The 12,915-nt window shown below is 54.9% G+C and carries 11 protein-coding genes and 3 tRNA genes; 10 read left to right on the forward strand and 4 right to left on the reverse strand.

All coding sequences use genetic code 11. The annotated features are described in order from the left end of the window. Positions 1 to 143: 143 nt before the first annotated feature. The gene (locus tag CKROP_RS10620; RefSeq protein ID WP_012731315.1) at positions 144 to 2,558 is read left to right on the forward strand and encodes an MFS transporter; all 2,415 of its coding nucleotides are present in this window, start codon (positions 144 to 146) and stop codon (positions 2,556 to 2,558) included. Between the two features lie 232 nt (positions 2,559 to 2,790). Next, on the forward strand, positions 2,791 to 3,717 hold the full coding sequence (locus tag CKROP_RS03265; RefSeq protein ID WP_012731316.1) for a hypothetical protein: 927 nt from the start codon (positions 2,791 to 2,793) through the stop codon (positions 3,715 to 3,717). Positions 3,718 to 3,808: 91 nt separating this feature from the next. Here CKROP_RS03265 and CKROP_RS03270 read toward each other — a convergent pair whose 3' ends face one another. Both CKROP_RS03270 and CKROP_RS03275 read right to left on the reverse strand, forming a co-directional pair. Further along, complete coding sequence (locus tag CKROP_RS03270; RefSeq protein WP_148209631.1) at positions 3,809 to 4,201, reverse strand: hypothetical protein; 393 nt, start codon at positions 4,199 to 4,201, stop codon at positions 3,809 to 3,811. A gap of 81 nt (positions 4,202 to 4,282) precedes the next feature. Continuing rightward, positions 4,283 to 4,993, reverse strand: a complete 711-nt coding sequence (locus tag CKROP_RS03275) for a DUF1720 domain-containing protein (RefSeq protein ID WP_012731317.1) — start codon at positions 4,991 to 4,993, stop codon at positions 4,283 to 4,285. A gap of 211 nt (positions 4,994 to 5,204) precedes the next feature. Between CKROP_RS03275 and CKROP_RS03280 the strand changes: the two genes are divergently transcribed. From CKROP_RS03280 to CKROP_RS10625, 5 genes are all read left to right on the forward strand, one after another. Continuing rightward, positions 5,205 to 5,277, forward strand: a tRNA-Asn gene (locus CKROP_RS03280). Positions 5,278 to 5,425: 148 nt separating this feature from the next. Then, positions 5,426 to 5,499: transfer RNA gene (locus tag CKROP_RS03285), tRNA-Ile, on the forward strand. Between the two features lie 69 nt (positions 5,500 to 5,568). Beyond that, positions 5,569 to 6,327, forward strand: coding sequence for a trimeric intracellular cation channel family protein (locus CKROP_RS03290; protein ID WP_012731318.1), 759 nt, complete (start codon positions 5,569 to 5,571; stop codon positions 6,325 to 6,327). After that, positions 6,251 to 7,045: a serine hydrolase domain-containing protein gene (locus tag CKROP_RS03295; RefSeq protein ID WP_041628778.1), complete on the forward strand. Its 795-nt coding sequence runs from the start codon at positions 6,251 to 6,253 to the stop codon at positions 7,043 to 7,045. The genes CKROP_RS03290 and CKROP_RS03295 overlap by 77 nt, the downstream gene beginning before the upstream one ends. A 120-nt stretch (positions 7,046 to 7,165) precedes the next feature. Further along, complete coding sequence (locus CKROP_RS10625) at positions 7,166 to 7,657, forward strand: DUF3145 family protein (protein ID WP_081429391.1); 492 nt, start codon at positions 7,166 to 7,168, stop codon at positions 7,655 to 7,657. A 46-nt stretch (positions 7,658 to 7,703) separates the two neighbouring features. Here CKROP_RS10625 and CKROP_RS03305 read toward each other — a convergent pair whose 3' ends face one another. Further along, positions 7,704 to 7,931, reverse strand: a complete 228-nt coding sequence (locus CKROP_RS03305; protein WP_012731321.1) for an acyl carrier protein — start codon at positions 7,929 to 7,931, stop codon at positions 7,704 to 7,706. 112 nt (positions 7,932 to 8,043) lie between these two features. Then, positions 8,044 to 10,764 (reverse strand): pyruvate dehydrogenase (acetyl-transferring), homodimeric type, encoded by a 2,721-nt coding sequence (gene aceE, locus CKROP_RS03310; protein ID WP_012731322.1) that lies wholly within the window; start codon positions 10,762 to 10,764, stop codon positions 8,044 to 8,046. Between the two features lie 293 nt (positions 10,765 to 11,057). Here aceE and CKROP_RS03315 point away from each other — a divergent pair, with 293 nt between their 5' ends. The 3 genes from CKROP_RS03315 to CKROP_RS10630 all read left to right on the forward strand — a co-directional run bounded on the left by CKROP_RS03315 (position 11,058) and on the right by CKROP_RS10630 (position 12,906). Beyond that, complete coding sequence (locus CKROP_RS03315; protein ID WP_052292458.1) at positions 11,058 to 11,438, forward strand: DUF3052 domain-containing protein; 381 nt, start codon at positions 11,058 to 11,060, stop codon at positions 11,436 to 11,438. A 200-nt stretch (positions 11,439 to 11,638) separates the two neighbouring features. Continuing rightward, positions 11,639 to 11,711 (forward strand) — tRNA-Val (locus CKROP_RS03320). 316 nt (positions 11,712 to 12,027) lie between these two features. Next, positions 12,028 to 12,906: a hypothetical protein gene (locus tag CKROP_RS10630; protein ID WP_148209632.1), complete on the forward strand. Its 879-nt coding sequence runs from the start codon at positions 12,028 to 12,030 to the stop codon at positions 12,904 to 12,906. Positions 12,907 to 12,915: the final 9 nt, after the last annotated feature.

The raw sequence follows: 12,915 nt of genomic DNA on the forward strand, positions 1-12,915 counted from the left end.
CGAAGGTGCGCACCCACGGTGGTTGCTCCTCTTTAAGTGGCGACGCCTGCCTCGTGGCCATGTCGGTGGCGGGGTAGCAGTGTGTTGTGGTCGCACTGCGTTTTGCGTAGGGCCGGGGCGTCTTTACCCACTGGGAGGACCTCGTGGACTCTAAGGAGCCATCGTCTGCGTCGGACAGCCAATTTGCTGGCCGAGCTAGTAGTGCGGACAGTGCGTATGACCCGTGGAAGGGTGATCCGTCAGGCGTGGATGACGCGTCGGCGCCGGAAGAACGTAACGCGCCGGCGTTTCCGTTTCTCACGTTCGATCCAAGTTTGAAGGAATTGACCTCGTCGGGTGGCCGCCATCGGCGCCGTGAAGTCGATGTTCTCCGCCCCGAAGACGAGGTTTCTTTCATGGGGTATCCGCTCACCGGTGGCGGACAGCGTCATCGGCAGGATGAGTCGGAGTCCTCGGGATCGGGGTACCCAGGCTTTCCCTCATCGCCGACGGGTGTGTCGGGCTATGACGGCGAAATCCTTGAGGGTGAGATCCTCGGTACCGACGATGGAGCAGACGCTGCGCCGGGCCGAGAGGATGACACTTCTCATGATCAGGGCCTTTATGCCCAGCCCTTGGAAGATTCGTTCGATCGTCCTGAAGTCGGGGACGCGGATTCCCGTCCCGACGACCCCCTGAGCGGAGACGCCGACAGTGGTGGCGTACCCGCCGCTGACGTAACGGGGCCACAATCCTCTGCAGTCAAAACAAAGCCTGCAACAAAGACGGCTAAAAACTCCGGGGCGAAAACGAAGCCGGCCAAACCGGGGAAGAAACCGACTGGCCGTCGTTACCCTCACGCGAAGTTTTGGTCCACCGTAGCGGGATCTGTTGCCTCGCTCATGATGACCCTTGACATGACGATCGTCCTGGTGGCACTGCCGGACATCGGCGAGAGCCTCAAGTTGTCATTGTCGGGCTCACAGTGGATCGTCAACGCATACACCCTAGCGTTCGCGGCGTTGTTGCTGGGGGTCGGCAGTCTGTCCGACTTGGTTGGACGCCGAGGCATCTTTATAGTTGGGCAGTTGGTATTCGTCGCTGCATCGGTCGGATGTATGACGGCGGATGCCGAAAACTGGATGATTGTGGCTCGAGCTATTCAGGGGGCCGGGGGTGCCATGGTCTTCGGGTCCAGTTTGCCCCTTCTTTCCGACGTTTTTGGCCCTGGCGAGGAAAAACAGCGGACGAGCGCGGTGGCTGTGTTCATGGCGGCCGGTGCTGCAGCGGTGGCGTTGGGCCCACTCGTCGGTGGCGCCATTGTCGAATTCTTCGACTGGCGCTGGATCTTCGCGATCAACATTCCGATCGGGTTACTGATCATTATGGGAACGTTGATCGGTGTGCCAAAAGACGCGCAGCAGTGGCGTTGGCAAGCTTTGGAAGATAGGAAAGCACGCCTGCTAGCTGAGGGGCGCTTCGACGAGGCGGAGCAGCTTGAAGACCAGCAGGTTGAAGAGACGGTGCCGCCGATCTCGTGGCTCACGCTCATTGTGGCGTCGGTATTCCTCTTTGCCTTGAACTATGCGCTCCTGACCGGCCCGGATGATGGCTGGACTGATGGCAAAGTCTTCATCGGTTTCGGCGTAAGCCTGGCTGGTTTAGTTCTGTTGGTGTGGATGCAGTTGGCTAAGGGCGACAAGGCCATGATTGACGTCCGCATGTTTGCCATCCCGTCGTTCTCTGCGGTGACCATTGTTGCGTTTGCGGCCCGACTGTTCAGTTTCGGAATGATGCCGTACATCGTTCTCTGGCTATCCGGGGCAGTGGGCTTAAGTTCGCTCGAAGTTGGGTACGTGACGACGGCACTTGCTATTCCGATTATTCTGTTCTCACCTGTGGCGATCCAGCTGGGTAAGAAAATTAAGGTTTCTGCCATTCAGGCCTTGGGAATGATCATTATTGCCGCTGGCCTGCTCCTCGGCCTAAAGCTGAATTCCAACTCTGGCTGGGTGGACATCATTCCGATGTACATCGTGGTCGGCATTGGTACAGGGCTGATGCTTCCGCACTTGATGGATGTTGCTGTCTCTGTTGTTGCTCCGCGTAAAACGGGTACCGCAACGGGTATTGCCAACACAGCTTTCCCCTTAGGGACGAGTTTCGGTGTGGCTATCTATGGTGCGATTTTGACAGCCGCAACGTCATCGGGGTTGAAGGCGGTTTCCTTCCCGACGGCATCAGTGATGAATACGCAAGCGGGTGCGCAGCAGTTGCCACCGGGGGTTCCTACGCCTGCGCCTCAGCTGCCACCGGGAGCGGTGTTATCGCCGGATAAATCGACCATCACGATGGATGCTCCGCAGAAGATTGTCGACTTAGCGTCGAGTGGACAGTTCCCGCTGATTCGCCAGCATGCCCCGATGTTTGCTGACAAGGCCTTGGAGTCGTACATCAACGGATTACATAACGTGCTGATTATTGCCGCGGTTTTGGCTGCTGTTGGCGCTCTTGTCGCACTGATCTTTATTCGCGATAAAGACCGTTATGAAATTCGGAGCCAGAAAGAGTATAACTAGGATTTCTCGTTAACGGAGAAACGGCCACTCAAGCATATAGCAGTGGCCGTTATTTCTATGGTTGACTTGGAATTAGTTTTAATAGAAACTCTGCTCCCTGTGAAGAAACACTAACAATTAATTAAAAACTGTGTCTTATTTAAGATAAATGGGTTAGCATCAGTGCATGTAGTGAGCGTGCTGCTACTTATGTTCTATATGCTCCCCATTGAGTGAAAGCGGTTCTAGGACGATGAGTCACATCGATTTATATAATGAGCTTTCGTTGGATCGCTCGCTGGATAGTGACGAGATTGATAGACGGTTAGCTCAACAGCTTGCAGAAACTCCCGAGAGTGACAATGCGCGCCGGGATATGTTGGCGACCTCGCGAGCTATTTTGGGTAATTCGCAGCGTCGGGCTGTTTACGATAATGGTCTTGCCGATCCCAACTCGCCCGAGTGGACTGTTCGCCGTTTGCACAGCCTAGCTAGTGGTCAAGACGTTGATTCAAATGGTTCCGTGACATCTGGTTTCACTCCTAATCCAGCTGACACGGGTAATTCGTCAACGGAGTCTACAAACGAAGGAACTTTTGCTAGGCACTCGGCGCCTTCGTACGAATCGCCTAGTACGTCAACAAGCTCGGTTAACCGAGGTGCGAATAGCTTCGGGAATGGGAGTAACAATTCTGTCGGGAATAATTTCCCAGCGGGTTTTCAGTCCAGCGGTTTCGGTAGTGCACAACCGAATAACGGAAATGATGCGTTTGGGCAATCGAGTTCGTCATCATCTGTCAACATTGATTTGGCAAAATTCGCGGTAAGTCCGGAGCGTAAACGGCGTGAATCGCTGATGTGGACCATCGGTCTGGGGATTATTGCCATTGTGTGGCTGTATCTGGGTATTCGGCTGTTGGGAGTTGCGTTTACATCAGGATCTTCATCATCGGGCGATGATAGCTGGATGTCTGACCTTGTTGATTCAGCGAATAAAGCTGACGCCTCGTTGGGTGTGCTCTTAAACATCGTGTTTACCCTGCTTCACACTGTCGCCATGCTGGTATTTTTGCAGCTGTTCTGGAACATTCGCGTCTTGCTGTGGAAAAGGTTCACAAGGATGGTGCCCAGTCAACCGGTAAATAATAATTTATCGTTTGCTGGACTTGAACCATGCTAAGGCATGAAAATGCCCTTCCCGGTGCAAGAATTTCTACCGGGAAGGGCATTTCACTATTTACATGTCGACGTTCTTTGGGGTACGGGTAGTATTACTCCTTTGTCAAGGTCAACTCCTCATTATTTTCACCCTTAAGAATGAGAGATTTCCCTTCAAATCTGTACTCAATTACATCATCCTTGGTCATGGACTTCTTTTCTTGAGTACTGAGTGAAAATGCGCGCCCGTCACCCCAATCTTGTTTATGTATTAGAAATGCTCTTTTTGGCCGGTTTATTTTGCCGGCCAGTTTGGCTTCAAGGTCATCGTCGTCATACGATTTTAGACTGAAATCATCGCCGTCAACCTTTAATATCACTTCTTGGCCACTCGAGTCGGATTTACTCCATTTTCCATCTGAAAGCTTGTCGCTTGATGAACATCCAGAGAGTAAAACTACCGAGGCAAGGGAAATGCTAACGATGGGGAGCAGTTTGTTGCGCATTGGGGACCTAATCTTCGTAGAGGGGAAGGATAGGGAGTTTTGGGTTATGTCGGTGTGGTTGGAGCGCTATCCCGTGTTCCGCTAACCCCAACCATTCTCCTCTGTCTGGGTGTTTGAGGAATTGCCGTCGGTTCGTTGTGGCTGGCTGTATCCGTTAGCTACACCAGGATTTTGATAGTTGGTGGGGTTAGGTTGTTGGCCTCCTCGTTGTTGTGGAGCGCTGAATTGCGACTGTGGGGCTTGGTTCTGTGGGGTGTAACCGATGTACTGGTTGAATCCGTTGGAGAAGTTAGTCACTTCTGTGTGTGCCAGGGCGGAAAGGTCGACTTCGTCCTGGCCACCAAAGTTATCGGCAATCACCAGCCTCGATCGGTATGAGTTGGCAGCCAGACCGATGGTGAGCAGCATGCAAATCAGTGACACGATCAGAATGAGTGGGCTGATCGTTCCGTTGGGATGTTCACTGTAGTATTCGTCGATTCCTGGTTTCTTCGCATGGAAAGAGCTGATAAACCAAGTCAGACTGAGAACAAAAAGGAACGCCGAAGTAATTAAATAGGTGAGATTAAACGTTTTCTTCGTCTCGGTATGAGATACTGAGCCCAACTCGATGTTATTGAGCCGATTACCGATGGGGACTAAACCGAACAATAGACGTGGCCGGTTAATAGCAATGCGCTGATCGGTAACCGCTAACGTGGTTTTCTGCCAGAAGGTAACCAGTCTTGATGGGGCCTTAGCAAGGTGAACGCCGTTTTCGTTGGGGCGCAAAGAAACGTTGAGATCAGACATATTCTATTTTTTTCATTTTCGCTAACTTCGGTCTATGGCCTTAGGGTACGGTACCCGCATTATGGTGAGCGTCGTATGGATGAATGAGGCGGGGGCATCATGGAACCGTGCTTAGCGGTTCCGTCCGCATAAGCGCAGTTCAATCCACTGATTTGCCTCTGCTGTGGTCTCTCTGTACAGTTCTATCTCGTTGCGGGCATCATCCGCAGAATCCCCCATAGCTCAATTGGCAGAGCATTCGACTGTTAATCGAAGGGTTACTGGTTCGAGTCCAGTTGGGGGAGCTTTTTCATATCCACGGGCCTATCGTGCAAAGGCCCGTGGTTTTATTTTTACCCTCTGTACCTGGCTGGTTAACCGTGTCTCTCACGCTGTGTAGAAACCGGGTGAAGCAATAGCGGTATTCTCCCGATCGTTTGCTATCATCCTCACGGGGCTATAGCTCAGTAGGTTAGAGCCACGGACTCATAATCCGTTGGTCGCGGGTTCGAGCCCCGCTGGCCCCACATCATCCCTTGTCTATTCTCATAGGCAAGGGATTTTTAGCTTCACATGGTTCAGATTGGTGAATAACCATGGACATTATCTCCGTCTATCGCATTATCGACTTAACCGGTGTCTTCATCAACGGTATCCTGGGAGGCGCAATCGCGCGTCGTCGAAAATTCGACGCTATCGGGTTCGGCCTTCTCGCGATCTTGTCCGGCCTCGGCGGCGGTTTACTCCGAGATACGCTCCTTCAAAACGGACTCCCCGCCGCGTTAAAAGAGCCGATTTACCTCGGCGTCGCATTATCGGGCGGACTCGTCGCCATGACAGTGTCGCTAGAGCGAGAACAATGGAACAAGCTCCTCAAAATCGGTGACGGCATCGTCCTCGGAGTCTGGGCAGTAACCGGGACAATTAAAGCCCTCAACGCTGGTTTGTTATGGCCCTCCGCGATGCTCCTTGGCATGATTACCGCCGTCGGCGGCGGAATGATCCGCGATATCACCATCGGCGTTGTCCCCGCGATTTTCGGTGGCAACACCCTGTATGCCACGTCGGCACTTCTTGGTAGCGGGATGATGGTGCTCTTCAACAGTTTCCAGCTTCAAACCGTGGGCATGGTGGTCTCAGCGTCGTTCGCATCCATCTTGTCCATCGTCGCCTATTTCAAAGGGTGGGGGCTACCCAATAACCCCGATTGGGCACCAGTCACCATGACAGCAGGTCAACTCCGACGGCTCATGCTCACGCGCGCTATGGTTGAACCTGATGAACGATTGGCCCGTAAACAACGCCGCAAGCTCCGTCGACGGAAAGATGACGGGGGATCCCACTCGAGTATTTGAGCTCGCCAGCGTCACCAAACTCCTGACTTCCCGCGCTGTGCTGGTCGCCGTGGAGGAGGGAGTCTGCGACCTGACAACACCCGTAGGTCCAGCGACGGTGGCACATCTGCTTGCCCACGCTAGCGGCGTCGGTTTCGCCACGACCGAACCTGAAAAGGCTCCGGAAACTCGACGTATCTATTCCTCAGCGGGCTACGAGATCCTGGCGGACTACATCGAAAAAGAAACCGAGATCCCGTTCCCGGATTATCTGCAAGAAGCGGTATGCCAGCCTCTGGGAATGACTGACACTGAACTTTATGGATCGGCAGGCCACGGTGCGCGATCCACACTGCGCGACATGGACTTGTTCGCCCAGGAAATGATGAACCCGGAATTGGTGTCGGACCCCCACTATGAAGTGTGGTACCCGGATCTGGCCGGCGTTGTTCCCGGCTACGGGATGTTCAAACCGTGCCCGTGGGCTCTGGGGCCTGAAGTGAAGGGGAAGAAGGGACTCCCGCGTGAACGCGGAGGATCGGGCCGTCAACACTGGACCGGCACAGTATTGCCCTCACATACCGTTGGGCATTTTGGGCAAAGCGGAACGTTCCTCTGGACCGTCCCGGGTGAGCACTACGCCGTGGTCCTCACCGACAGGGACTTCGGCGACTGGGCCAAGCCATTGTGGAGCACATGGAATGATGCACGGGCCCGAGAATTGGGATACAGCGCTTAATTCATGGGCCATGAGCGGGTCGTTAGCGGGGGGGAGGGGGAGACATAAACGAGGACTCCGCCGGCCGGTACCGTCAGTCACACTAGTTAACTTGTGCAACATGCGTTATGACCTGCACTTATGTCGCAAACCCACTCGGGGGATAAAGCGCTACTTGAGGTTGCGACGTCGGGAATGTGTTCCGGAATATGGGAGAAAGCAAGCCGTCGGAGCTGGAGGGGAAGCCAGCTCACCGCGCTTCTTGGTGACAACCTAAGGAGAACGGTGATGATTTACGTCGACAACGGTGGGGCCGAATTGGTGCGCCAACTTTTGCGTACCGGAGAGCCCTTTTGCGTTATTGAATACGGAAAAAGCATGTGGAGGTTTACGCCGAGCCTAGGGCTGCATGTTGCAGATATTGATGATTTAGGAAACGTCGTCCTGACGGAGCATCGGCTTCGCGCGATTCTTGCCGAGACAACAACTCGTCAGGAGATCGACGCTGCCATTCGCAGCGCATTAGGTGAAGCCTGGGATTACGCTCCAGAGCTAGTGCCCGCCGCCGACGATGAAGCGGCGAACGTGGATTTGGACCGCGACTACGACGCGACGCTCGTGCGTCAAACATGAACACCCGCTGACACCGCGTCGTTGAGCACGCATGACACAGCGACGGTTAGGAATCCTGCTCCATGAAGTCGACCATGTCCCTAATCGACGTGAACGAATCGATCTGTTCCTGGTCCACGCGGCGCCCCGAGTGTTCCTCGATGCCCACGCCGATATCGATTACTGATAGTGAATCCAGGCCAAGGCTATCCACGGTGGAGTCAAGGGTGATGTCGTCCGGGTCAACGTGTCCATATTTCGCCACAATGCTTTTGACCTCATGAAAAACGTTCACGGGGCCAGGCTACCAGGCGCGAAGCCTGGCGCTGTTCCCCGTGGACTGTCGACAACGTGTGTCGCGGGTCAGCCCCGTGGGCCGGCCCCGTAATCAGAGCCGACCCGAGGTGTTATGCCTTAGTGGGGTCGTCGATGTGGAAGTCCTTCGCGGCTTGATCAGCCACCGAGACGTCGATCTTCCCTTCCCGGGCTAACCCAGCTAAGACAGCGACGACGATTGACTCTGCGTCGGTGTTGAAATACCGGCGGGCAGCGGCACGAGTGTCGGAGAACCCGAAGCCATCGCAGCCGAGCACAGTGTAATCACCGGGCACCCACTTGCGGATTGTTTCACCGATCGTCGTATCAAAATCAGACGCAGCAACAAACGGACCGTGTGCCCCGCTCAGCTGCTTCTCCAGGAACGCTGTGCCGACATCCTTCGACGGGTGACGCAACTGCTCGCGATCATGGCGGACACCATCGCGAGCCAATTCCGTCCATGACGTCACCGAGTAGATGGCTGCATCGACGTCGAACTTGTCGGCAAGGATATCGCGGGCCTTCAGAGCAGCCTGCATACCGATGCCCGACGCCATGATGGTCGCATCCTTACCATCCTGGTACTGGTAAATGCCCTTGTGAACGCCCTCGACGTCGAGGTTCTCCGGCTCAGCCGGCTGGTGGATGGGCTCGTTGTAGCAGGTGAGGTAGTAGATGACGTTTTCACCCGGGCAATCCCCGTACATGCGTTCAATTCCGCGAGGAATAATGTGCGCCAACTCGTAGGAGAACGCGCAGTCGTAGGAGACAACGGACGGGTTGGTCGTCGCCAGCGTCAAACTGTTGCCGTCCATGTGCTGGAGGCCTTCGCCGGTCAAGGTGGTCCGTCCGGCTGTGGCTCCGATGAGGAATCCACGTGCCATTTGGTCGCCGGCTGCCCAAATCGAATCGCCAGTGCGTTGGAACCCAAACATGGAGTAGAAGATATACAGCGGAATCATCGGTTCGCCATGGGTGGCATACGACGTACCAGCCGCCTGGAACTCCGCCACCGATCCGGCCTCGTCAATGCCCTCATGCATCATCTGTCCGTCGGTCGCCTCGGTGTAAGACAGCATCAGGTCATGATCCACAGCCGTGTACCGCTGACCGTGCGGGTTGTAAATCTTGTTCGTCGGGAACCAGGAATCCAAACCGAATGTACGAGCCTCATCCGGAACAATCGGCACCACGCGGCGCTTGATTTCCTTGTCACGCATCAGTGCTTTCATGATGCGGACAATGGCCATCGTGGTAGCCACTTCCTGCTTGCCGGAATCCTTACGCATCTGCTTGAGCTTGTCCACGCCAGGAACCGAGAGAGGCGTGAACGTGTTGCGTCGCTCCGGCAAGAAACCGCCCAGCTCTTTCCTGCGCTCCAGCATGTACTTGATCTCGGGGGCGTCGGGACCGGGGTTGTAGTACGGAGGCAGCTTCGGGTCCTTCTCTAATTCCTCATCAGAGATCGGAATGTCCTGCTTCGTCCGGAAGAGCTTGAGGTCGTCGAGGGTCAGCTTCTTCATCTGGTGGGTGGCGTTGCGGCCCTCGAAGTTGTGGCCCAGGCCGTAGCCCTTAATCGTGTGGGCCAGAATGACGGTCGGCCGGTCCTTCGTCGCCAAAGCACGCTGGTAGGCGGCGAAAATCTTGCGGTAGTCGTGGCCACCGCGACGAAGGTGCCAAATCTCCTCATCCGACATATTTTCGACGAGCTTCGCGGTGCGGGGATCGCGACCGAAGAAGTGCTCGCGGATGTAGGCACCGTCGTTGGCCTTGAAGGTCTGGAAATCGCCGTCATGCGTGTTGTTCATGAGGTCGACCAGGGCGCCCTCTTTGTCGGCGGCAAAGAGCTTGTCCCACTCACGTCCCCACACGACCTTGATGACGGACCAGCCGGCACCGCGGAAGAAGGACTCCAATTCCTGGATGATCTTCGTGTTACCGCGGACAGGACCGTCGAGACGCTGCAAGTTACAGTTCACAACGAAGGTGAGGTTATCCAGGTTATTGAGCGACGCGATCTGCAGGAGGCCACGCGATTCTGGCTCATCCATCTCGCCATCGCCGAGGAACGCCCATACGTGCTGCTGTGATGTGTCCTTAATACCACGGTTAAGGAGGTAGCGGTTGAACCGCGCCTGGAAGATTGCCTCCATGGGGCCGAGGCCCATCGACACCGTGGGGAACTCCCAGAAGTTCGGCATCCCATGCGGGTGCGGATAAGAAGGAAGGCCACGGTGTTTGCGCGAGACTTCCTGACGGAAACCGTCCATGTCCTCTTCGCTCAAGCGCCCCTCAAGGAATGCGCGGGCGTACATTCCTGGCGAGGCATGTCCCTGGAAAAATACCTGGTCACCGCCACCCGGATGATCTTTGCCTTTGAAGAAGTGGTTAAACCCGACTTCGTAGAGAGGAGCAGCGCCGGCATACGTCGAAATGTGTCCCCCGACTCCAATACCTGGGCGCTGCGCACGGTGAACCATGATCGCCGCATTCCACCGAATCCACCGGCGATAGCGCTTCTCGATGTCCTCGTCGCCGGGGAACTCGGGCTCCATCGTCGTCGGAATAGTGTTGACATAGTCGGTCGATGTGAGGGACGGGAGGGAAACGCGTTTCGCCGTTGCACGCTCAATCATGCGCAACATGATGTAGCGCGCACGATCGCTATCTGCGTTCTCCAACATCCCGTCCAGGGACTCGAGCCACTCACGAGTTTCTTCGGGGTCGCTGTCATTGAGGTAGGACGCGACGCCATCACGAATGAGGGCGAAATTGCTGTCTCGCGACGAATCGGGCGAGGTATCAGTCATCGACGTGTACTCCTGAACTTGTGGAATGTGGCCAAAACTCTTGGACAATGGCCGATATCTTTATCTGAATCGATTCTACGCAGCGGCACTCTTTCCAGCAGAAACCAATCAATTTGGGTGGGGGTGACAGCATTATTGACGCCAGGGGTGTCATTCTGGGGGACGTCGTGGGAGAGTCGAGGAGATAATTTCACGTAAAAACGGTAACCTCGCTAATAATTCAATCCATATTGTCAAGGAGGCACCAAACCGTGGGCGAGGCGGCCACGCGCGACAAAGACTTTGCTGATCGCATGGGCGTGACAAAAGGAAATATCATCCTGGAACTCGGGTGGGATGACGACTGCGATTCCGCAGTAAGCGAATCGCTTGAAGATGTCATAGACGAACCTCTCTTGGATGACCCCGACACCGACGAAATCGTCGACGTCGTCTTGTTATGGTGGCGAGACGACGACGGAGACCTCGTTGATGGACTCGTAGATGCCACACGTGCACTAGCGGAAGACGGCCAAATCTGGTTGGTGACCCCAGGGGCAGGGCAAGCAGGCACCGTTCCGCCGGGGGATATCGCTGAAAACGCTCAGCTGGCCGGGCTGGTGCAGACCTCCGCATTGCGGCTGGGGGACTGGCAAGGTTCCTGCCTAGTTCAGCGTGGGACGCGTCGGAACTAAAGCCGGACTTAACGCGGGTATTAAAGCTATAGCGGGCGCAGGCCTTAGGTGGTTTGGGCCGGTGGCGGTTTACTGTGCTCGATTCCTGTTTTGGCCGGTGTGGAAAGCCCGGTTTTCAGCGGTTTTCTCTTTCCAACGTGGCATATGCTAGCTTTGTCTACGGCCTGAGAGCAGCACAGCCTTGAGCCATGAACAATTAAGCGCCTTTAGCTCAGCTGGAAGAGCAGCTGGTTTACACCCAGCAGGTCGGCGGTTCGAACCCGTCAGGGCGCACAACAAAAGAACAACCTCTATTCGCACAGCGGATAGAGGTTTTTGTCATATAGACCCCGCTTTTACCCTCAGGCTGGGGTAGGGGAAATGGCTGATACACGTACCGGACTCTATGTCGCTGTGGCCATCTGGGTACACTGCTTGTGGCCAACTGCCGTCCATTGCTCACGCGCTGACTGTTTATAAAGGGGTATTCTCCATGAATCACGAGCCCGGTCGACGTTTGGAGAATTCGACTTCAGGAACCGATGGCGAATGGGGATCCTTTTATCCCCCTCAAAATAACGAGTCTAAGCCTCCGAAAAAACGGAACCTTATGCCCATTAGCATAACAGTCGTCATAACTGTTGCCCTCGTTATTGGGGCTTCAATTATTTGGGTTGCGTTGAAGAATGCCGACAAGAATAGCGGACAAGACGAATCTGTCGCAGTGGCCAGCAGTGGAACGTTGGAAAGCCAGTCAGAGGCACCGCAGCACGGGACCGCCAACCCCTCATCGCCGGCCGCGTCTGATGGCGACAAAAAAGCTTCGACTGATCGTTGCGATGAATCCTACCTGCGGAAAAATATCTCGGAGATGACGGGCGAACATGAAGTGGTGTATTGCTCGGGCGATTGGTTGCTGTTCGGTGCGCCTCGAAGTGACGGGTTAAATCACTATCACTGGTCGAATGGTCACTGGTCCAAGTATGAACGAGACGGAGTTTCCGGGATTAGTGGGTACGGCTGTTATCTCAGTTCACGGCTAGACGCTGATCATGTGCCATCGGAGATACGATCGAAATTCACCGAATGTGGTCCCGATGACACCTCGAAGAGCAATGAGTCATCGTCGTCTAGCAACACGGATTCCAATGGCTATATTTCGTCGGTCACTGTTTCTGGCCGGACTGTGCGTGCCTCGTCGCCGGCATGTGACGGAAGAAATATCGTTATCAAGGATTCAATCGTCGATACGAACAAAGACGCTACAGCCGGAAATATTTCACGAGTACTCGTGGCCAACCCTGGTTCTGAATTTATGACGCCGGGACATTGCTCGTCATTACGTGGACAGCTCAATGGCGATGACATTTATCCCGTCTATGAAGATTTCGGTTCCGACAGAAGCGCCATGTGCCAAGAAGCGGGGTCGAGAAGTAACTGGTATCCACGAACCCTCAATGATCGTGGTGACTTTAGCTCCCCGTGCTAGTCACACTGT

It is taken from the genome of Corynebacterium kroppenstedtii DSM 44385, from assembly GCF_000023145.1.
Classification (GTDB): domain Bacteria; phylum Actinomycetota; class Actinomycetes; order Mycobacteriales; family Mycobacteriaceae; genus Corynebacterium; species Corynebacterium kroppenstedtii.

What these genes read in the sequence shown, in the direction of transcription:
- CKROP_RS03265 (WP_012731316.1), top strand. Translation starts at nt 2,791, where the DNA reads ATGAGTCACATCGATTTATATAATGAGCTTTCGTTGGATCGCTCGCTG.
- CKROP_RS03270 (WP_148209631.1), bottom strand. Translation starts at nt 4,201, where the DNA reads ATGCGCAACAAACTGCTCCCCATCGTTAGCATTTCCCTTGCCTCGGTA.
- CKROP_RS03275 (WP_012731317.1), bottom strand. Translation starts at nt 4,993, where the DNA reads ATGTCTGATCTCAACGTTTCTTTGCGCCCCAACGAAAACGGCGTTCAC.
- CKROP_RS03290 (WP_012731318.1), top strand. Translation starts at nt 5,569, where the DNA reads ATGGACATTATCTCCGTCTATCGCATTATCGACTTAACCGGTGTCTTC.
- CKROP_RS03295 (WP_041628778.1), top strand. Translation starts at nt 6,251, where the DNA reads ATGAACGATTGGCCCGTAAACAACGCCGCAAGCTCCGTCGACGGAAAG.
- CKROP_RS10625 (WP_081429391.1), top strand. Translation starts at nt 7,166, where the DNA reads ATGTCGCAAACCCACTCGGGGGATAAAGCGCTACTTGAGGTTGCGACG.
- aceE (WP_012731322.1), bottom strand. Translation starts at nt 10,764, where the DNA reads ATGACTGATACCTCGCCCGATTCGTCGCGAGACAGCAATTTCGCCCTC.
- CKROP_RS03315 (WP_052292458.1), top strand. Translation starts at nt 11,058, where the DNA reads ATGGGCGTGACAAAAGGAAATATCATCCTGGAACTCGGGTGGGATGAC.
- CKROP_RS10630 (WP_148209632.1), top strand. Translation starts at nt 12,028, where the DNA reads ATGCCCATTAGCATAACAGTCGTCATAACTGTTGCCCTCGTTATTGGG.